The organism is Pseudoalteromonas sp. Cn5-37 (genome assembly GCF_021532495.1).
Taxonomy (GTDB): Bacteria; Pseudomonadota; Gammaproteobacteria; order Enterobacterales; family Alteromonadaceae; genus Pseudoalteromonas; species Pseudoalteromonas simplex.
Window position 1 is genome coordinate 100,471 of record NZ_JAKGBA010000002.1, and the last position, 19,400, is coordinate 119,870.

Sequence of the window (19,400 nt, forward strand, 5' to 3'; positions counted from 1 at the left end):
GGTTTCAAATGTTTATCACTGAGGTGAAAAATGAGTAAAGATTTATACGCAATGGCACTTACTGCAGGTCAACAGAGCGCAAGTATGGACGGCTACCTTCAAGCGGTTAGCACTATTCCTATGCTTGATGCAGAGAAAGAAAAGCAGTTGGCGACACGTCTTCAGGAAGAAGGTGATCTTGAAGCTGCGAAGCAACTCATTATGTCGCATCTACGCTTTGTTGCTCATATTGCGAAAAGCTATTCAGGTTATGGCTTACCGCAAGCTGATTTAATTCAGGAAGGTAACATTGGTCTGATGAAAGCGGTAAAACGTTTCGACCCAAGTGTAGGTGTTCGCTTAGTTTCATTCGCAGTACACTGGATCAAAGCCGAAATTCATGAATACGTACTTAAAAACTGGCGTATCGTGAAAGTTGCAACAACTAAAGCGCAACGTAAATTATTCTTCAACCTACGCAAAAACAAAAAGCGTTTAGGTTGGTTTAACCAAGCTGAGGTTAGCACTGTTGCTAATGAGCTAGGTGTAAGTGAAAAAGAAGTACGTGAGATGGAATCACGTATGAGTGGCCAAGATATGGGCTTTGACTTAACGGGCGACGACAATGACGACGCACCAACAAGCACATACTCGCCAGTACAGTATTTAACAGATGGCAGTGCTGACCTTGCTGATGATATCGAAGAGCAGCAATGGCAAGAACAGTCTCATGCACGTTTATTCAGCGCGTTAAAAACCCTTGATGAACGTTCTCAAGACATCGTAAGTGCACGTTGGTTAGCTGACGATAAAGCAACATTACAAGAGCTTGCTGAGAAATATAACGTTTCAGCAGAGCGTGTTCGTCAGCTAGAAAAAACAGCGATGAAAAAACTGCAATCAGCTATGAGCTAATAGCAATCGCTATAGCAAACCATCTTTAGTAGACTACAAAGCCTCGCAAATGCGGGGCTTTTTGTTTTAAAGGACGCGGTATGTCACAGATTGATTATCAACATGTATTAGATGAAATCACAAAAGAAGTTCAACCATTACTGAGCCAAGGTAAGGTTGCTGATTATATTCCTGCGCTTGCAGAAGTTGAGCCAAACCAGTTCGCTATTGCTATTCATACAGTGAATGGGCAAACCTATTGTGCGGGTGATTGTGGTGCGCGTTTTACGATTCAATCTGTTTCTAAAGTAATGACCTTAACCTTAGCACTTCAGCGTTATGGTGATGAGCTTTGGCAGCGAGTCGGTAAAGAGCCATCAGGCACCGCTTTTAACTCACTTACACAGCTTGAGTTTGAACAGGGCATACCACGCAACCCATTTATTAATGCCGGCGCGATTGTCACCTGTGACGCGTTATATAGCCGTTTATCTGCGCCGATGCACTCTATGCTTGAGTCATTTCGTCAGTTATCAGGAAATGCTCAGGTTGTTATTGATAAGAAAGTGGCAAATTCTGAATATGAGTTTCGTCATCGCAACGCCGCGATGGGGCATCTAATGAAGTCATTCGGCAACTTTAATAATGAAGTTGATGATGTGTTATGGGCTTACTTTAACTTCTGTGCCATAGAGCTAAACTGCGTAGAATTAGCAAAAGCTTACAATTACTTAGCAAACCAAGGTAAAGATGCCAATGGCCATGAAGTACTCAGTGCAAGGCAAAATAAGCAGTTAAACTCGTTACTGTTTACCAGTGGTTTATACGATGCAGCTGGGGATTTTGGCTACCGTGTTGGTATGCCGGGTAAGTCAGGGGTATCGGGTACTATTTTAGCTGTGTTACCAAATCAATTTACTGTGGCTGTGTGGGCGCCTAGACTTAACTCGTATGGTAACTCAGTGGCTGGGATAGCGGCTCTTGAGCGTTTATCCCAGAAACTGGATATTTCGATTTTTTAGTTGCTGTTACTGATCCCAGTAAACTTGCTCTAAACAATCTTCACGTTCAGGTAAGCCTCGAGATAAACGTGGCGAGTGCTGAACAAGTACTTCATAACTTGCACGGTTAGCGTATTTACTAATTTGTGCAAGCGATGAGTAGGTCATAGCAGGCTGCTGATGCTTCGCTGAGTTTGCCACATTAAGTTTGTGGTAAACGTTTGCTGATAGGTCATGCAGTACCGCAGCCAGAGCACAATCGCCTGCGCCATTGGTATTTTTAATACTATCTGGGCCGCCCATAAACGGTGCTGTATGGCTGTACGCACGAATAGGGTTTTGGCAGTCGTCTTTACGCATTGCGCGCGAAAATTCATAACGGTTAAAGTCAGCAATCGCGCCTGGTAATAACGGGTATTCTGTTTCACGCTTGAATGAGTCGTCTACGTAACCGGCCATAAACAAGCCTTTTTCGCCAGCCGTACAAATAACTAAATCAGTCCAATCTAGCGCTTTGTCGGCTGCCAGAAGCGGATCTTCAAAGCCGGTAATCGCAAGGCCTTCCTCTTCGTTCATAGCAAGAATATCAACATGCTCTTTTACAAAGTCAGCCCACCAAGCAGGATCTTGTTCAATTAGAAACTTAGTACCAAGGGTTAAAACCACAGGGACACCTGCATCATTGGCATATTTCACTGCCTGCATGGTCGCTTCTGTCATGGTTTCATCACCTTGAGTACGCATTAGGTATGCGCTGATCACTAGTGCTGATGAATTCTCAATAAGTGCCTGATCGATTGATTCAGGGCGAAGGTGATTCATAAGCCCCGCGCTGATTGCGAAGGTACGCTCACCGGTCTCGTCAATTAAGGTAAAACAACGACCAATAGGGCCATCTACAGGCTGAAGGTAGTCAAGGTCAACGCGGCTAGAGGTGTTACATAAAAAACGGTATGCATAGCTGCCGATTTTGATATTTTCACTCATTACCCCTAACAACACTGAACGGTCGTCAGCTAGGGTAGAGTAGTTGTGCATGGTGTTACCTACCGTACCACCGGCAAACTCATAATCGATCATATTGTCGAGTTTTAGTCTGTCGTATAGTGCGTTGGTAATATCGTTATCGATCACTTGCGACATGCCACGGCGCAATTGAAATTCATCTAGGAAAGCTTGATCAACTTTCGCTTCAATATCGACCACAATTTGGTCGATACCCGTAATATAACTACGTTGTAGTCGGTCGGTTGAGTTAAGTTGATTCGTCAGTGGATCTTTGGCTTCCACCGGAAAATAATGTTTATGCCTGCGGCGTCCAGGAAATTTCATTTGCTACCCGTGTTGTAAGCTAAATAAAAAAAGCGCGAGATTATAGCGCAATATGGGTCCATTGAGCCATGAAAAAGCCACTAAATTTTGCGTTAATTTTTAAGTGTAGCAGTATTTAATGCCGACATTTTTCACTAACTAGGTATAATTACTCACAGTTTTACAAGATTTGTGTGATATATGAGCGAACAATTTAGCGACCAATATTGGATGGAAAAAGCATTAAACTACTCCAATGAAGCGGCTGCGATTAATGAAATTCCGGTTGGTGCTGTGCTGGTAAAAGATAATCAACTGATATCTTATGGTTATAACCGCTCAATTATCGATAACGACCCATCCGCTCATGCTGAAATGATGGCAATCCGCGAAGCAGGTAAAATACTTAATAACTACCGATTAATCGATTGCACCTTGTATGTTACGTTAGAACCTTGTTCTATGTGCGCAGGTCTGTTGGTACATAGCCGTATTAAGCGATTGGTATTTGGTGCTAAAGATGCCAAAACGGGATCGGCAGGATCAATTATGAATCTGCTGCAAGAGCCTAGGCTTAATCATCAAGTTGAAGTAACCGGTGATGTTATGAGTGAGCAGTGTGGGGCGGTAATTTCAGCGTTTTTTAAGCGTCGTAGAGAAGAGAAAAAGGCGGCAAAGCTGGCTGCTCGCAACGCCTAGTTATACAACCGGCGTTGCAGGAACTTGTGCTTCCATTAACTGCATCGCAAATAAGCGGCGACGCCAAATAACTTTTTTGTGTGTATTACGTAGCATGATACGACGGCGGGTCGCCGTTGAGTAAATAACATTACGCTTGAACTTATGTGTCGTGCGTCTTCTTTTTAACATGAGTGCTCCTTAAGTGAGAGTAAAGCATGGCATGGTCCGTTCCATTTCTACTAAAAGATAATGATCATTTGATGACAAGTAAACAGATTTCGGTGCTTGAGGTTAGTTGTTTTCTAATTCTTGCTGCTCTGAGTCGGTTTGTTGCGTGTTGTCATTTGGCTTTGGTTCGCTCGATTGCGCTTCAGGGTTAGCTTCTTCAGTGCTTTGCTCTTCTTCACTAGGGTTAGCAATCGCATCATTTTCATCAAGCCAAACCAGTGCGTCGTAATAGCGACGAATATTATCAACGTATTTTACTGCAACATCGCCACGGGCATAACCATATTTGGTTTTTCGATAGTAACGCTTTTTAATTAAAAGCGGTAAGCGCTTTTTAACATCAGCCCACTTATCGGGGCTTGCACCTTCTTGCTCGGTAATAATGCGTGCGTCGTTGACGTGTCCCCAGCCAACATTGTAAGAGGCTAAGGCAAACCAAGTTCTGTCGGGCTGCGGAATGCGTTCAGGGATCCAAGAAATTACTTTGGCAAGATACTGCGCACCGCCTTTAATATTTTGCTCAGGCTCTAGGCGATTTGTTACGCCGACCTGTTTTGCCGTTGCTTGGGTTAGCATCATAATACCGCGAACACCAGTTGGTGACTTAGCCCTTGGGTTCCACATCGATTCTTGATAACTCAAAGCTGCCAGTAATCGCCAGTCTATGTTACCTGCGTATTGCTCAAACCAAGGTTGATATTTGGGTAAGGTGTCTTTTATGGCTTCGATATAAGCAAGTGTGTTCACATAATTAAACTGGCGAACATGGCCGAAGTATTTTTCTTCTAACACATAAAGCTGGTTGCTTTGTTTGACGTCGCCAAAAAATGGCACCATGAGGGCATATAAAGAGTCATCACCATCTTTTCTTAGTAACCAAGCGATAGGATCATTACGGGTAACCGAGAAACCTATACTCAAGTTTGGGTGGTAGCGGCGAAACAGCGATAAGGTGTGCGAGTCTGCTAGGGTGTAATCAATTTCACCGTCGATAACAGCTTGCAGAAGCTCTTCTTCATCCATATCTTCTGTTTCGTTCCAGCTAAGTTCTGGATTAAGTTGTTTTAATTGTTGTAGTGCCAACGAGTGACTGCTTTTGGCGAGAACAGTCAGATTGCCGGTTAAATCCGCAAATTCACGGGGTCTATTACGGCCTTGTTTATAAACTAATTTTTGGCTTATTGTGCGATAGGTTGGGCCGAAGCGGTAATGCTCAGCCCGAATCGTATTATAGGTAAGACCTGACGCTATAATATCTAAATCGCCACTTTCTAAGCGTGCGAACATATCGGATAGATTAAAAAAAGGCACCATTTCAAGCTCAACACCAACATAGTCAGCAAATTCTTGGGCTAACTCATATTCAAAGCCTTGCACACCTTGTGGAGCCTGATAGTAATTACTCGCGCCAGCTAATGTGCCGACTCTAATTTTGTTCTGCGCCTTGATATGAGCAAGTTGCGACGGTTGCTGTTGCATATCGCACGCACATAACATGAGCACTAAACTAAAAATAGCGAGTAATTTTTGCATAAATTATAAATGCCCCTTAAACCATTACCTTAGTGTTATAACAAAACTTCTAAGCCACGTCACTTGGCGAATAGTGTTATAGATCTATTTAAAAATTAATAACTATAACAAGGCAGCTGGTAGATAAGTCATACAGAACAAGAACCTGCAGAGAAATAAAGACGACTAAGCTAGTTAATTGTTGCAACCTTAAAAGCGGTTATGAAGATTATTTAAATAAAAGCGTAATTTTGAGTTAAATCTAGACGTTATTTGCACTATAATATGCGCCTAAAATATCGTTCAATCCCTAACCCCGGATGAAAATACCTATGTTGATCCTTCGTGGTGCACCAGCACTTTCCGATTTTAGAGTTCAGAAAATTTTAGCGCGTTGCCAACAGGCACAACTTCCAGTCACTGACGTTTACGCAGAGTTCATGCATTTTGCTGATCTTACAGCTGAGCTTTCAGCTGATGAGCAAACCAAGCTGGAAAAACTGCTTACTTACGGTCCAACAATTGCCGAGCATACCCCTGCTGGCACGTTAATTCTTGTAACGCCGCGTCCTGGTACTATCTCGCCTTGGGCATCAAAAGCAACTGATATCGCACATAACTGTGGCTTAAGCCAAGTTCACCGTGTTGAGCGTGGTATTGCATACTACGTAGAAGGTAACTTATCAGCTGAGCAAACAGCTGAAGTTGCAGCGTTATTACATGACCGTATGACTGAAGCAACGCACGCGGATATGGCTGATGCAGCTAAATTATTCCGTCACGATGAGCCGCGTCCAATGTCATCAGTTGACATTTTAGGTGGTGGCCGTGAAGCGCTTGCTAAAGCAAACGTTGAGCAAGGTTTTGCGCTTGCAGATGACGAAATTGATTACTTGGTAGAAAACTTCCAAAAGTTAGGGCGTAACCCGAACGACATCGAATTATTCATGTTTGCACAAGCAAACTCTGAGCATTGTCGTCACAAAATCTTTAACGCCGATTGGACAATTGATGGTATCGAACAGCCAAAATCATTGTTCAAAATGATCAAAAACACTTACGAGCAAAACCCTGAAAACGTACTATCTGCATATAAAGATAACGCAGCGGTAATGAAGGGCTCGCTAGCAGGTCGTTTCTTCCCAAATAACGAAGGCGAGTACGCATACCATCAAGAGAACATCGAAATCTTGATGAAAGTTGAAACGCACAACCACCCAACAGCGATTGCGCCATTCTCAGGTGCATCAACAGGTTCTGGTGGTGAAATTCGTGATGAAGGTGCTACAGGCCGTGGTTCTAAGCCTAAAGCAGGTTTAGTTGGTTTCACTGTATCTAACCTACGAATTCCTGGCTACGAGCAGCCATGGGAAACAGACTTTGGTAAGCCTGGTCGTATCGTAAATGCACTTGATATCATGACTGAAGGCCCATTAGGTGGTGCGGCATTCAATAACGAATTTGGTCGTCCTAACTTACTTGGTTACTTCCGTACATACGAAGAGAAAGTATCAAGCCATAATGGTATCGAGGTACGTGGTTACCACAAGCCAATCATGCTTGCAGGTGGTTTAGGTAACATTCGTTCTGAGCATGTTCAAAAAGGCGAAATCCCTGTAGGTGCTAAGCTAATTGCACTAGGTGGTCCGGCAATGAACATCGGCCTAGGTGGTGGTGCTGCGTCTAGTATGACATCAGGCCAATCAAACGAAGACTTAGACTTTGCATCGGTACAACGTGAAAACCCAGAAATGGAACGTCGTTGTCAGGAAGTTATTGATAAATGTTGGCAGCTAGGTGATGTAAACCCAATCGCTTTCATCCACGATGTGGGCGCAGGTGGTCTTTCTAACGCATTCCCTGAGCTTGTAGACGACGGTGGTCGTGGTGGTAAATTCCAACTTCGTGATATTCCTAACGATGAGCCGGGTATGGCACCACACGAAATTTGGTGTAACGAATCTCAAGAGCGTTACGTATTAGCAGTTGCAGCAGAAGACTTCGCGCGCTTTGAAGCAATCTGTAAACGTGAACGTGCAGAATACGCTGTTATTGGTGAAGCAACAGAAGAGCGTCACTTAACGGTTGAAGATAGCCACTTTGGTAACAACCCAGTTGATCTTCCGCTTGATGTTTTACTTGGTAAAGCACCAAAAATGCACCGCGAAGTTGAATCGAAAAAAGCACAATCGCAACCATTAGACGTTGCTAACATTGATGCGGCAGATGCTGCACAGCGTTTATTACGCTTACCAACGATTGCTGAGAAAACATTCTTAATCACCATTGGTGACCGTACGGTAACGGGTTTAGTTGCGCGTGACCAAATGGTAGGTCCTTGGCAGGTGCCAGTAGCAAACTGTGCGGTAACAGCCGCTGCGTTTGATACTTACCACGGTGAAGCAATGTCACTAGGTGAACGTACACCAGCTGCACTTTTAAACTACGGTGCTTCTGCTCGTTTAGCTGTGGCTGAGTCACTAACGAACATCGCGTGTGCGAACATCGGTGGGCTTGAAAATATCAAGCTATCTGCAAACTGGATGGCTGCAGCAGGTCACCCTGGCGAAGATGCGGGCCTTTACGAAGCTGTAAAAGCGGTAGGTGAAGAGCTTTGTCCGGCGCTCGGTTTAACTATCCCTGTGGGTAAAGACTCAATGTCGATGAAAACTCAATGGGATGAAAACGGTGAGCAAAAATCAGTTACTGCACCATTATCACTGATCATTACTGCCTTTGGTCGTGTTGAAGATGTGCGTAAAACAGTAACGCCACAGCTACGCACTGATAAAGGTGAGTCATCACTATTATTAGTTGATTTAGGTGCGGGTCAAAACCGCATGGGCGCATCAAGCCTTGCACAGGTTTATAAGCAACTAGGTGATGTAACGCCTGACGTTGATAACCCAGCTCTATTAAAAGGCTTCTACGAAGCAATGCAAGCGCTTGTTGCTGATAACAAGTTACTTGCTTACCATGACCGTTCTGATGGTGGTTTATTCACGACTATCGCTGAAATGGCATTTGCTGGTCACACAGGTGTAACTGTTGACCTTGCTGGCTTAACTGGTTCAGACATCGAAGCGCTTTATAATGAAGAGCTAGGTGCAGTTATCCAAGTGGCAAATGCTGACTTAGATGCAGTGAAAGCGGTTCTTGCAGATCATGGCTTAGCAGCTATCAGCCATGAAATTGGTGCACTAAACGCTGATGACCGCGTGCTATTCACTCGTGGTGATGATGTGGTTCTTAACCACACGCGTACTGAGCTTCGTACGATTTGGGCAGAAACAACTTACCAAATGCAGGCACGTCGTGATAACCCTGAGTGTGCTAAGCAAGAGTTTGACGCTAAATTTGACGCAAAAGACCCAGGTCTTAACGTAAAACTAAGCTTTGACTTAAACGAAGATGTTGCAGCGCCTTACATTGCAACGGGTGCGAAGCCGAAAATGGCGATTCTACGTGAGCAAGGTGTTAACTCTCACTTAGAAATGGCTGCGGCATTTAACCGTGCAGGCTTTGCTGCGGTTGACGTGCACATGAGCGACATACTTGAAGGTCGTTTAACACTTGAGCAATTTAAAGGCTTAGTGGCATGTGGTGGTTTCTCTTACGGTGACGTATTAGGTGCAGGTGAAGGCTGGGCTAAGTCAATCTTATTTAATGAGATGGCGCGTGAGCAGTTCCAAAGCTTCTTCCACCGCGAAGATACTTTCAGCTTAGGTGTATGTAATGGCTGTCAAATGCTTTCAACATTGAAAGAATTGATCCCTGGCACTGAGCACTGGCCACGTTTCGTAACGAATAAGTCAGAACGTTTTGAAGCTCGCTTTAGCCTTGTAGAAGTGCAAGAAAACCCATCGGTATTCTTTAACGGTATGGCTGGTTCACGTATGCCTATCGCTGTTTCTCACGGTGAAGGTCATGCTGAGTTCGCAAACGCTGATGCAGTTAAAGCAGCGCTTGAATCAGGTACTGTGGCAGTGAAGTTTGTTGATAACTACGGTAACCCAACAACGCAATACCCAGCTAACCCGAATGGCTCGCCAGAAGGTATCACAGGTATTACTTCTACAGATGGTCGTGCAACGGTTATGATGCCGCACCCTGAGCGTGTATTCCGTACGGTTGCTAACTCATGGCACCCAGATGAGTGGAAAGAGGATAGCCCGTGGATGCGTATGTTCCGCAACGCTCGTAAAAACGTTGGCTAGAACTTAATTGTGTGCCTAGCTATACAAGCTAGGTTCATACAAACCGTTAAAACTAAAAAGGCTGCACTATCATGTGTGGCCTTTTTGTTTATAATGATCTGAGAAGCGAGAAGCGAGAAGCGAGAAGCGAGAAGCGAGAAGCGAGAAGCGAGAAGCGAGAAGCGAGAAGCGAGAAGCGAGAAGCAAGGAGAGTTTTTTGAGTTTTAAGCGGGCGTGTGTTGGGTTGCTAGGTATCGTGCTAAGCATGGTGCTGTTGGCGTATTTGTTCAGATTACCACTGACATCGTGGTACTTAACGCCTATGCTCAGTAAAAATGGCGCTGAGCTTCACTGCATTGATTGGTCATTAACTCGCAAGCTTGATTTGAATATCGAGAAATTATGCTTAACCTACCAAGGACAGCAAATAGAGTTAGCTGGCATTATTGCGAATAAGCAGCAGGTTAGTGTTTCTCGAGCCAATCTTATAATTAGTAATCAGAGTAATAATCAGCAACCTGACACTTCACAAACTGAATTTAAAAAGCTTGCCTTGGTATTACCCGAGCAAAGACCGCTAATTCGCATTGAGCAGCTTGATGTAGTCTCACCGTTTACTGACACCCCTGTTAGGTTGGCGATACAAGAAAAACGCCTAAATCATTTTACGATTTCACGGGATCTCAATGCTGACGTTGTAATATCTAATTATGAAGTCAAAGCCAACGTCACCTTTGATGAGCAAGTGGCTGAGCGGTTCGTAACATTGCCAACAAGCAGCCATTTTACTATTCAGTCACAGATTAAGTTTGATGGAATTTCAGCTGCAATTGAAAGCTTAATCAATGCAAGTTATCAGCATGCTTTAGGGGAGTGTGACCTAGGTTTTGCCAGTGAAGGGCAATTGAGTGTTAAGTATCAATTAAATCAACAGCATTTATACGCGGATTTATCAGCTTTACAAAATCAACTTAGTGCAAACCGAGACTGCTTAAACACCATCGCAGACCAGCAGCATCAATCATTTGTTGAAGCGCAGTTACCGCTTACTTGGCAGTTACACATTGACAAACCAGTTAGTGTAGAAGGTGAGCTGCTCTCAATCCCAACTGTAAAGCTGCAAGCTATAGAAGGGCAAAGTGAGGTGACAGTCAGTAATACATCCCTTTCTTTACAGGATCCGATGGCATCACTGAATAGCCAAGTTAGCATTGATTTTAATAGTAAAGATATAGATGAGCTTAAGTTCAACGCGCATTTGCATGAAAGCAGCGTTAGCGCTGATTTTCAACTGTCGGTGGATTCACTACCTGCATTTTTAGATTTTCAGTCTGATGGCGCTTTGACTGAGGGTTTTGGGGTTGAAGGTATTGGGGCTAAAGGAAAGCTAAATATTGAAGGGTTATTTACTAGCCCTACAGCTAAACTGAATACTAATATCAGTGTTAAAAATGCCCTAATTTCGGGTGCTCAGATAGCTGATTTTAGCAGCGCAATTAACGCTGAGTATAATGCCCAGCAGCACCTCGTTGTTAAAGCTAATAGCAAGGTTAAATCATTAACTTATGATGATATTAACGCAGCAAAAATTAGCAATGAGCTTACTCTTAGTACAGATCTCAGTGTGGGGGAGTTATTTGCTGATATTGATGCCAAAACCACAGCCGCTAAATTATCAACAGCAGAGCTTAGCTTAAATAAGTTGTCTGTTGTGTCAAAAGCTCTTCAAAGCCGCGCCTTGCAGGCAACGCATCATGTGTTTGCAGATGGCTTTGAAGCGCTTGTTAGCCATCATATGTCTGAGGTTGCTCACCCATTTGAATTAGTGATACCAGAGCAGGCAGTATCTAAACTTAACCCAATAATTGCTCAGTTTGAGCCGCTTGCTACAGTGACCGACGGAGTCGTTTCGGGCAATATAAAAGGGGATGTAAATCTTCAACAAGCACAAGGGCGCGTGCAAATAAGTAAATTCAGTGCGCTTTATAATGATTATCTAGCGAATGATTTTGCAGTGAATTTGAACGGCACGTTTAATTCAGGGCAGCTTAATATTGCAGCGACTAAATTTACACTCAATGAACTGCGCGCAGGTGCCGTGGTCAAAAATATACAAGGTCAGTTGCAGGTAACAGCTAATCAGCCTTGCGTAGCTAATCTAACTGGTCAGGTTATGGGCGGGGCATTTGTGGTGAATAAGTTCTGCCCACTCAGTGATAGCCAAACCGCGACTGTTAAATTTGAAAATATTGATGCCAGTAAATTGGTCACCCTTGATGCAGAGTCTGGGATTAGCTTAAGTGGGCGCTTAGCAGGCACCTTACCCGTTGTAATAAATAAACAGGGCATCGAGGTAAAGCAAGGGCAGTTAGTTAATCAGGGTGAGGGTAAATTACTGATCACCGATAATGCGGGTTTTGAAGCGGTAAAAGCGCAGCAACAAGAGCTGAGTACCACGCTGAGTTTGCTTGAGAATTTAGATATTAAAAAACTACGCAGCAGTGTTAATCTCAAACCGGATGGTTGGTTACATTTAGGTGTAAATTTAGAGGGTTATAATGAAGCGCAGCAGCAAGCAGTGAACTTTAATTATAATCATGAAGAGAATGTATTTACTTTACTTAGAGCGCTGCGTTTAAGTGATGAAATTACTCAAAGAGTTGAGAAAGAGTATGCAAAAAAAGGAAGCAATGATGGCTAAGTGGTTAGTAATGCTGACGGCAGTAGGCATGCTGAGTGCCTGTACTCACCGTGTTGAGGTGGCAGCAAAAGAGCCGATTACAATCAACTTAAATGTAAAAGTTGACCATGAGATCCGCGTAAAAGTGGATAAAGAACTTGATACCTTATTCAGTGATGACAGCGAATTATTCTAAGGAGCACACATGCGTAAATTACAACTTAAAAAACTAAATGTGATCACCTTGATCAGTGCTGTTTGTTTATCCTTCTCTGCTTGGGCTATCAGCCTTGATGATGCAAAGAGCCAAGGCTTAGTAGGTGAAGACAGCTCAGGCTATTTAGGTTTAGTGGTTAATAACAGCGAAGCAAAAGCGGTCGTTGATGAAATTAATGCAAAGCGTAAAGAGCAATATTTAAAACTTGCGAAAAAGAACAATCTTTCGTTAGCGCAAGTTGAAGCCCTTGCAGCTGCTAAAACTATCGAGAAAACGAAGCCGGGTCACTACATTGAAGTGAACGGTGAGTGGGTAAAAAAATAACTCACTAAATTTAATAGCTATAAAAAACAAAAAGCCAGCATTACTGGCTTTTTATCTATAGAACGCTGGTAGGTGTTAGCGCTTATCGATGCAGTTTTGCAGTAGCTGCTGCCAAAAATCGATGCCTTTGCGTCTTGTAAGTTTAATGTTGTGCTCTGGGATGGATTCGGGTTCATCGTAGTTGTCTAACGCTTCGCTCATGCTGGCTTCACGGATTAAATGCAGTGTTGGGTAAGGTGCACGATTCGTATAGTTTGCAGCATCGCTGTCATCGCTATCAGCAAATACATAGTTAGGATGAAAGTTGGCTATTTGATACTTACCTTCATAGCCTTGCGCAGCTAAAAGCGCATTGGCTAAATCGACTAAATCTAAGAACTCTTCAAAATCTTTAAAGCCTTGCTCAAACATCAACAAAGTGGTTTCGCGCTCTGCTTGTTGGTCTAACGCGCTACATTGCTCAAGCATATCCATTACTGCATCATCAAGCGTAATAGACTGACTAATTTGATAATGAATGCAATTGCTTTCTACTTCTTTACGGGCAAACGGGCAGAAATTGTATTTTACGATTACGCTTGATACCCATTCGCGCGTTTGTATTTCTGGGCGATTTATCGCTTGCTTTGAAGTCACATTATTTCTCTATTCTATTTTACTTTTCTATCTTACTTTTCTAAGTAATGCTCAATTAATTTAACCGTTTTACTAATGGCGCCTTGGTTGTTAGCAACGCATTTCTGAGCTTGTTGACCGAGCTTAATCGTCTCCTGTACATCACTACTCAAAGCGATAAGTGTGTCAGCAAGGTGATTTTCATCGGTAACAGTTTTTGCTCCTTGAGCACTAATCAGCTCAGGATAAATATGGTCAAAGTTATAGGTATGAGGACCTGCTAATACGCCAACAGAAAACGCTGCTGACTCTAACGGATTATGGCCGCCTCGCTCGATTAAACTACCACCAACATAGCTGATGTTTGCCACACCATATAAGCATTGTAACTCACCTAACGTATCAGCTAACACAACTTGTTGGTTGTTATAGTTATCTTCACTGCGACGACTAAAGCTCAAATTTGAGCTTTTTAAAACTTCAGCGACTTTATTAAATTGCTCTGGGTGACGTGGAGCAATAATCAAAAGTGCGTGGGGTAACGCTTTTAACAGCTTCTTATGAGCAGTTAAAATAAGCTCGTGTTCAATAGGGTGAGTAGAGCCTGCAACCCAGATAAATCGCTCGTTGTTATATTGGTTTTTAAGTGCTGCGACTTTATTTAATTGCTCATCTGTAGGCATGATATCAAATTTAATTGAGCCAAATACGCGTGCCTTTTCAGGCTTTAAACCAAGTTCAATAAAGCGTTTTGCATCATCTTGATTATGACTGGCCAGATCGCTAATAGAGTGCATGATCACCTTAGTTAAAGGCATTACCTTTTGGTAGCCTTGCTGTGATTTAGCTGAAAGCCGGGCATTTAAAACAAGTACCTTTGTGCCGTTATTGTTGCTTTGCGCCATAAGGTTTGGCCAAAGTTCCGTTTCTAAAATACACAGTACCTTTGGCTGGATACGTTTTAAAAATCGCTTCGTAGCGAAGAAAAAATCAATCGGTAAATAACAGCAGCTAACCGCATCTTTAAAGTTATTTTTTATTTGTTCGCGACCCGTTGGGGTATTGCAGGTTACTAAAATAGTAAGTGTTGGGTTTTCTGATTGAACGGCCTTTATAAGCGGCGTTGCAGCTAACACTTCACCTACAGAGGCACAATGAAAAACAACATCGTGATGAGATAAGTTAGAAAAGCCAAAGCGCTCAGCAAAATGTTCACGGTAACCCTTATTCTTTTTGCCGCGTAAAACATACAGGTAAAAAACAACCAGTGGGCTTAGTAGGTATAAAAGTAAAGAGTATAAAATGCGCGCCATTGCTTAGCCTATATAGGTAAAACGTTATGATAGCGTGGAACCTTTGGGATCTAAATATAAAATGTTAAAAAGGGTTATTAAAGAAAGTTTTAAAGTGTTTACTGTTAGCTAATTTGGTAATATTTCGGTTACTTAATAAATCAACGAAGCAGTTATGAAATTTAAAATGATAAAAGCCTCGGTAATTGGTGCTTTTCTAAGTTGTTCAATGCCTTTATTTGCAGCACCTACCGCCTACTTACCGATTGGCATGGATGCACAGCTTGATCATCAATTAGATACTTTGTTTGCCTTAACCACAGGCGCGCCTATGGTTAAACCTTATCGTTTATCGGAAGTAGAAAGTGCGCTTCTTGAGCTTGAAAAAAAAGAGCCAGAACTAGTCGCAGCTATCCGTTATAAAATAAAGCCTTATCAAAGTGATGATGCAGTAACACGTGCAGGTGTTAAATTACAAGTTGATACAGACAACAGTAAAAAAATAGCAAATCAACGCGGACTTAGTTCTGATGAATGGGGACAAGGCTTTTTTGAAGGTATTTGGCGTGCCAATGATTACACGCTAGTACAGGTTGGAGTTGATTACCGAGCCAAGGCAAATAAGTTTGTAAATTACAATTCGTTTATTAGTTTTGCTGGTGAAGATTTACAGTTAAACCTTGGGTATAAAGAACATTGGTTCTCGCCGTTTAAGCATTCTGCACAAATCATTTCAACCAACGCAAAAACAGCCCCGTCAATTTCGATTGGTATGGTAAAGCCTGCTCATAATTGGTGGAATTTTGATTTTGAATTGTATTATTCAGAGTTAGAACATGTTGAGAATGGTATTTTATATCAAGGTGAACTTCATAGTGGTACGCCTAAACTTGCGGGTACTCACTTCAGTATTGAACCTATTAGTGGTTGGAAAATTGGCCTTAACCGAATGATGCAGTTTGGCGGTGGGCCTCGTAAAGTAGATGCTGGAGATGTATTTGACGCTTTTTTTGATCCTGCCGGAAATGATAATGTTGCATTAGTAGGTAGCTCTGATGCGGAGCTGGGCGATCAGTTCGCTTCAATTACAAATGTAATTAACTTTAATTGGGGATTGCCAACAGAGCTTTATTTTGAATACGGTGGTGAAGATACTAAAGAGCACAAAAACTATCAGTTTGGTAATGTCGCTTATAGTTTAGGGGCTTTTTTCCCAAAATTAACAGACTCAATAAGTTTTAGATTTGAACATACCAATATGCACAGCTTTTGGTATAAAAATTATATTTATCCTACTAAGGGTAATACGGTAGATGGATTTGTTGTTGGACATTTTGCTGCAGATCAGCGTTACTTTGGTGACGGCGTACCGTCTGAAGTAAATGTTTTAGAAGTGACTTACTCTGAATCTTTTCAGTCTCTATGGCGTGCTAAAGTTTCAACCATTTCGAATAAAAGTAACTACGAGTATGATATAGGTGGATTTAGTCGAGAATATGATGATGCAATTGAACTTCAACTAAGTAACACGCGTCAATTAAACGAGCATACATTAGAGACAACTCTTACCTATGGTGAAGATGTTTTTGGCGATAACTATACTTGGTTATCTGTAGCCTATTTTTGGTAAGCAAAGCCGTTAATACTTTTTAAGGAATATTTATGTCAAATCTTGATTCTGTAGCGGCAAGCTACCTAGAAAGTTTAAATCGTCATCAAATGTTGTTTGAGACGATGGAAACCTACCACCCTGAAGTAATGAAACTACTAGAAGCTTGTCACAGTGCTTTACAAGCAGGTGGTAAGGTTATTTGGTTTGGTAATGGTGGTAGCGCGGCTGATGCACAGCATTTAGCTGCTGAGTTTGTTGTGCGTTATAAATTGGAGCGCGGTCCACTTGCTTCTATCGCATTGACAACAGATACCTCAATTTTAACCGCTCACAGTAACGACTATCATTTTGATACTGTATTTGAGCGCCAAGTGCAGGCGTTATGTAAGCCTGAAGATTTGGTGATTGGCTTAACCACATCTGGCACTAGCCCTAACATCAATCTTGCACTGGCAGCGGCAAATGAAATCGGCGCCTTTACTGTGGCATTAACAGGTCGAGATGGTGGTAAGGTAAAAGATATCGCTAAGCTACCTATTATTATTAAAAATGATGAAACCGCGCGTATCCAAGAGGCGCACATGTTTATCGGGCATTGGTTATGCGAAGCCATCGATATGGTTGTAGCGGAGCAAAAGTAATGGATTTAGCGTTACTAAAAAACCTTTCAAAGGCGCGTATTTTAGTCGTTGGTGATGTCATGCTAGATAGATACTGGCATGGCGACTCAGGTCGTATTTCGCCTGAAGCCCCTGTACCTGTTGTAAAAGTCAGTAAGTTTGAAGACAAAGCCGGTGGTGCAGCAAACGTTGCAAAAAATATTGCCCGTTTAGATGGTAAAGTGGGTCTACTAGGCTTAGTTGGTGAAGATGAAAGTGGGCAAATCCTCGAAACAATTTTAAGTTCAGAGAAAATTGATTCGCAATTAGTGAGTGTTTGCGATTTACCGACTATTTCTAAAATGCGAGTAATCAGCCGCCATCAACAAGTTGTGCGTCTTGATCTTGAAGAGACCTTTACTGAGCAACACAGTCAACTGTTATTAAACCGTTTAGAGCTGGTTTTAGATGACTACGATTTTGTGTTGTTTTCTGACTACAACAAAGGCTCTCTGAGCTTAATTCAACAAATGGTTCAGGTTGCAAAGAAAGCAGGTAAAACGGTGCTTATTGATCCTAAATCATCTGATTTAAACTTATACCGTGGTGCCGATTACATAACCCCTAACTTAAACGAATTTAAACTTGCTGGTGGTAAAACTGATTCTGAGCAAAACTTGACTGACAGCGCTCGTAAGCTAATCAGTGAAGCGGGCATCGCTGCGATGCTATTAACGCGCTCAGAGCAGGGCATGTCGTTAATTAGCCAAGCAGAAAAACATGATTTTGCAGCCCAGCAGCTTGAAGTCAGCGATGTTACTGGCGCAGGCGATACTGTAATTGCAACATTAGCAGTGATGCTTGGTGCGGGAATGGCTGCAAAAGATGCAGTTGAAATTGCCAACCTCGCTGCTGGTATTGCGGTGAGTAAACTGGGTGCCGCAACCGTGTCCCCAGAAGAGTTGAGCCGTAAGCTTGGTCAATATTTGCAGCAAACTGGCGAGCATTACCAAACGCCGTTTGAAGATGTGCTTCAGCATATTGAGTTTGCTAAGCAAAATGGTGAAAAAATAGTTTTCACTAATGGCTGCTTTGATATTCTTCACGCAGGCCATGTACGCTATCTTGCTCAGGCTAAAGCACGAGGTGATAGGCTGGTTGTTGGCTTAAATAATGATGAATCAATCACTCGCTTAAAAGGCCCAGAAAGACCAATTAATCCATTGGATGAGCGTGCTATGGTATTAAGTGCGCTTACGTCAGTTGATTGGGTTATTCCATTTGGCAGCATTGAAGAAAATGACACGCCAGCTAAGCTGATTGAGCAAATTAGCCCTGATGTGCTAGTAAAAGGCGGCGATTACACCGTTGACCAAATTGCTGGTGCCGATCATGTTCTACGCCATGGCGGAAAAGTCGAAGTACTTGAGTTTCTTAATGGCTGCTCAACATCAAACGTAATTAGCAAAATTAAGTCTTAAGCAATGCTTGGTAGTCACACACCAGTGACTGCCAATCACTTTGTTGCCAATGCATCACTTCATTACGGCCTTGCTCTTTTGCAAATGAACGGGCAAGGCGCTTAATGTTCTCTGTTTGCCAGCTAGCATGTGGCTGTTTGATTTCACCGCGGTCAAAGTCGATTATAAACACCTTACCAGTATCATCGAACAGGATGTTATTGATGTTTAAATCTGCGTGATAGACGCCATGATTGTGAAACTCGCTGAGAGTGACTGCTATCGCTTTTAGCTCAGACTGGCTAAGTGGACGCGTGATTAAAATATCTAACACGCTTTTTGCGCCAGTTACTGCTTCGGTGATGATATCGCCGCGATAGATTAAGCCGTGGTTGGTCACTTTTGCCGCAATGGGTGTCGGCACATTTAGGCCAAGCTCAAGCAAACGCATCATCAGTGTAAATTCTTTATAGACTCGAGTTTGCTTCAAACCAACATATAGGTACTGATCGCTCAGTAACTTACCAATTAAACCACCACGCCAATAGTGACGAAGAACGCCTGTAAGCTGTTGATGTTTAAAAAACCACGCTGTTGCGCGACCTTTTTTTGCACCAACGATTTTATCTTGTTGTTGCCAATAATTGGCATCGAACCACTGTTGCGTGAGCTCGTCTTTATAAGCTGGGTGACACAAAAGGGTGGTGTTTTGCAGATGCTGAGTTTCAAACATAACAACTTCAAGATTAAATAAAATTAGCGCTATCTTACCGTATTTTTAGCTTTTCGCATAAGTGCT

The 19,400-nt window shown here is 42.6% G+C and carries 16 protein-coding genes; 10 read left to right on the plus strand and 6 right to left on the minus strand.

Going from position 1 to position 19,400, the window contains the following annotated elements; all coding sequences use genetic code 11:
- Positions 1 to 30: 30 nt before the first annotated feature.
- Positions 31 to 894 carry an RNA polymerase sigma factor RpoH gene (gene rpoH, locus L1266_RS05225; RefSeq protein WP_054551048.1) on the plus strand — a complete coding sequence of 288 codons (864 nt, stop codon included), beginning with the start codon at positions 31 to 33 and terminating at the stop codon, positions 892 to 894.
- Between the two features lie 80 nt (positions 895 to 974).
- Positions 975 to 1,895, plus strand: a complete 921-nt coding sequence (glsB, locus tag L1266_RS05230; RefSeq protein WP_235377035.1) for a glutaminase B — start codon at positions 975 to 977, stop codon at positions 1,893 to 1,895.
- Between the two features lie 6 nt (positions 1,896 to 1,901).
- Here the strand turns inward: glsB and L1266_RS05235 are convergent, their stop codons facing one another.
- Positions 1,902 to 3,206 carry an inosine/guanosine kinase gene (locus tag L1266_RS05235; RefSeq protein WP_054560976.1) on the minus strand — a complete coding sequence of 435 codons (1,305 nt, stop codon included), beginning with the start codon at positions 3,204 to 3,206 and terminating at the stop codon, positions 1,902 to 1,904.
- 180 nt (positions 3,207 to 3,386) lie between these two features.
- Here L1266_RS05235 and tadA point away from each other — a divergent pair, with 180 nt between their 5' ends.
- Positions 3,387 to 3,884: a tRNA adenosine(34) deaminase TadA gene (tadA, locus tag L1266_RS05240; protein WP_235377036.1), complete on the plus strand. Its 498-nt coding sequence runs from the start codon at positions 3,387 to 3,389 to the stop codon at positions 3,882 to 3,884.
- Here the strand turns inward: tadA and L1266_RS05245 are convergent, their stop codons facing one another.
- Entirely contained in the window at positions 3,885 to 4,055 is a 171-nt protein-coding gene (locus tag L1266_RS05245; protein ID WP_165385080.1) for a hypothetical protein, read from the minus strand.
- A 102-nt stretch (positions 4,056 to 4,157) separates the two neighbouring features.
- On the minus strand, positions 4,158 to 5,627 hold the full coding sequence (gene mltF, locus L1266_RS05250; RefSeq protein WP_235377037.1) for a membrane-bound lytic murein transglycosylase MltF: 1,470 nt from the start codon (positions 5,625 to 5,627) through the stop codon (positions 4,158 to 4,160).
- Between the two features lie 311 nt (positions 5,628 to 5,938).
- Here mltF and purL point away from each other — a divergent pair, with 311 nt between their 5' ends.
- The 4 genes from purL (at position 5,939) to L1266_RS05270 (ending at position 13,023) form a co-directional block, all read left to right on the plus strand.
- Positions 5,939 to 9,823: a phosphoribosylformylglycinamidine synthase gene (gene purL, locus L1266_RS05255; protein WP_235377038.1), complete on the plus strand. Its 3,885-nt coding sequence runs from the start codon at positions 5,939 to 5,941 to the stop codon at positions 9,821 to 9,823.
- A gap of 196 nt (positions 9,824 to 10,019) precedes the next feature.
- Entirely contained in the window at positions 10,020 to 12,503 is a 2,484-nt protein-coding gene (locus L1266_RS05260; protein ID WP_235377039.1) for an intermembrane phospholipid transport protein YdbH family protein, read from the plus strand.
- Positions 12,496 to 12,678 carry a YnbE family lipoprotein gene (locus L1266_RS05265; protein WP_054551055.1) on the plus strand — a complete coding sequence of 61 codons (183 nt, stop codon included), beginning with the start codon at positions 12,496 to 12,498 and terminating at the stop codon, positions 12,676 to 12,678. The genes L1266_RS05260 and L1266_RS05265 overlap by 8 nt, the downstream gene beginning before the upstream one ends.
- 9 nt (positions 12,679 to 12,687) lie before the next feature.
- A complete protein-coding gene (locus L1266_RS05270; RefSeq protein ID WP_054551056.1) occupies positions 12,688 to 13,023 on the plus strand; it encodes a YdbL family protein in 336 nt (111 codons plus the stop codon).
- A gap of 75 nt (positions 13,024 to 13,098) precedes the next feature.
- On the opposite strand, the gene L1266_RS05275 is transcribed toward L1266_RS05270, so the two are convergent.
- A complete protein-coding gene (locus L1266_RS05275; protein ID WP_235377040.1) occupies positions 13,099 to 13,659 on the minus strand; it encodes a DUF1415 domain-containing protein in 561 nt (186 codons plus the stop codon).
- A 32-nt stretch (positions 13,660 to 13,691) separates the two neighbouring features.
- Positions 13,692 to 14,951, minus strand: a complete 1,260-nt coding sequence (gene waaA / locus L1266_RS05280) for a lipid IV(A) 3-deoxy-D-manno-octulosonic acid transferase (protein WP_235377041.1) — start codon at positions 14,949 to 14,951, stop codon at positions 13,692 to 13,694.
- Between the two features lie 154 nt (positions 14,952 to 15,105).
- On the opposite strand from waaA, the gene L1266_RS05285 reads away from it, so the two are divergent.
- The 3 genes from L1266_RS05285 to hldE are packed head-to-tail and all read left to right on the plus strand — an operon-like array spanning position 15,106 to position 18,622.
- Positions 15,106 to 16,560: a capsule assembly Wzi family protein gene (locus L1266_RS05285; RefSeq protein WP_235377042.1), complete on the plus strand. Its 1,455-nt coding sequence runs from the start codon at positions 15,106 to 15,108 to the stop codon at positions 16,558 to 16,560.
- Between the two features lie 32 nt (positions 16,561 to 16,592).
- A complete protein-coding gene (locus L1266_RS05290; protein WP_054551058.1) occupies positions 16,593 to 17,183 on the plus strand; it encodes an SIS domain-containing protein in 591 nt (196 codons plus the stop codon).
- Entirely contained in the window at positions 17,183 to 18,622 is a 1,440-nt protein-coding gene (gene hldE / locus L1266_RS05295) for a bifunctional D-glycero-beta-D-manno-heptose-7-phosphate kinase/D-glycero-beta-D-manno-heptose 1-phosphate adenylyltransferase HldE (RefSeq protein WP_235377134.1), read from the plus strand. Before L1266_RS05290 ends, hldE begins: the two co-directional genes overlap by 1 nt.
- Here the strand turns inward: hldE and L1266_RS05300 are convergent.
- The gene (locus L1266_RS05300; protein WP_054551060.1) at positions 18,612 to 19,334 is read right to left on the minus strand and encodes a 3-deoxy-D-manno-octulosonic acid kinase; all 723 of its coding nucleotides are present in this window, start codon (positions 19,332 to 19,334) and stop codon (positions 18,612 to 18,614) included. The genes hldE and L1266_RS05300 overlap by 11 nt on opposite strands.
- Positions 19,335 to 19,400 lie beyond the last annotated feature (66 nt).

Excerpts from the sequence above, each read along its gene's own strand:
- rpoH (WP_054551048.1), top strand. The coding sequence starts at position 31 with ATGAGTAAAGATTTATACGCAATGGCACTTACTGCAGGTCAACAGAGC.
- glsB (WP_235377035.1), top strand. The coding sequence starts at position 975 with ATGTCACAGATTGATTATCAACATGTATTAGATGAAATCACAAAAGAA.
- L1266_RS05235 (WP_054560976.1), bottom strand. The coding sequence starts at position 3,206 with ATGAAATTTCCTGGACGCCGCAGGCATAAACATTATTTTCCGGTGGAA.
- tadA (WP_235377036.1), top strand. The coding sequence starts at position 3,387 with ATGAGCGAACAATTTAGCGACCAATATTGGATGGAAAAAGCATTAAAC.
- L1266_RS05245 (WP_165385080.1), bottom strand. The coding sequence starts at position 4,055 with ATGTTAAAAAGAAGACGCACGACACATAAGTTCAAGCGTAATGTTATT.
- mltF (WP_235377037.1), bottom strand. The coding sequence starts at position 5,627 with ATGCAAAAATTACTCGCTATTTTTAGTTTAGTGCTCATGTTATGTGCG.
- purL (WP_235377038.1), top strand. The coding sequence starts at position 5,939 with ATGTTGATCCTTCGTGGTGCACCAGCACTTTCCGATTTTAGAGTTCAG.
- L1266_RS05265 (WP_054551055.1), top strand. The coding sequence starts at position 12,496 with ATGGCTAAGTGGTTAGTAATGCTGACGGCAGTAGGCATGCTGAGTGCC.
- L1266_RS05270 (WP_054551056.1), top strand. The coding sequence starts at position 12,688 with ATGCGTAAATTACAACTTAAAAAACTAAATGTGATCACCTTGATCAGT.
- waaA (WP_235377041.1), bottom strand. The coding sequence starts at position 14,951 with ATGGCGCGCATTTTATACTCTTTACTTTTATACCTACTAAGCCCACTG.
- L1266_RS05285 (WP_235377042.1), top strand. The coding sequence starts at position 15,106 with ATGAAATTTAAAATGATAAAAGCCTCGGTAATTGGTGCTTTTCTAAGT.
- L1266_RS05290 (WP_054551058.1), top strand. The coding sequence starts at position 16,593 with ATGTCAAATCTTGATTCTGTAGCGGCAAGCTACCTAGAAAGTTTAAAT.
- hldE (WP_235377134.1), top strand. The coding sequence starts at position 17,183 with ATGGATTTAGCGTTACTAAAAAACCTTTCAAAGGCGCGTATTTTAGTC.
- L1266_RS05300 (WP_054551060.1), bottom strand. The coding sequence starts at position 19,334 with ATGTTTGAAACTCAGCATCTGCAAAACACCACCCTTTTGTGTCACCCA.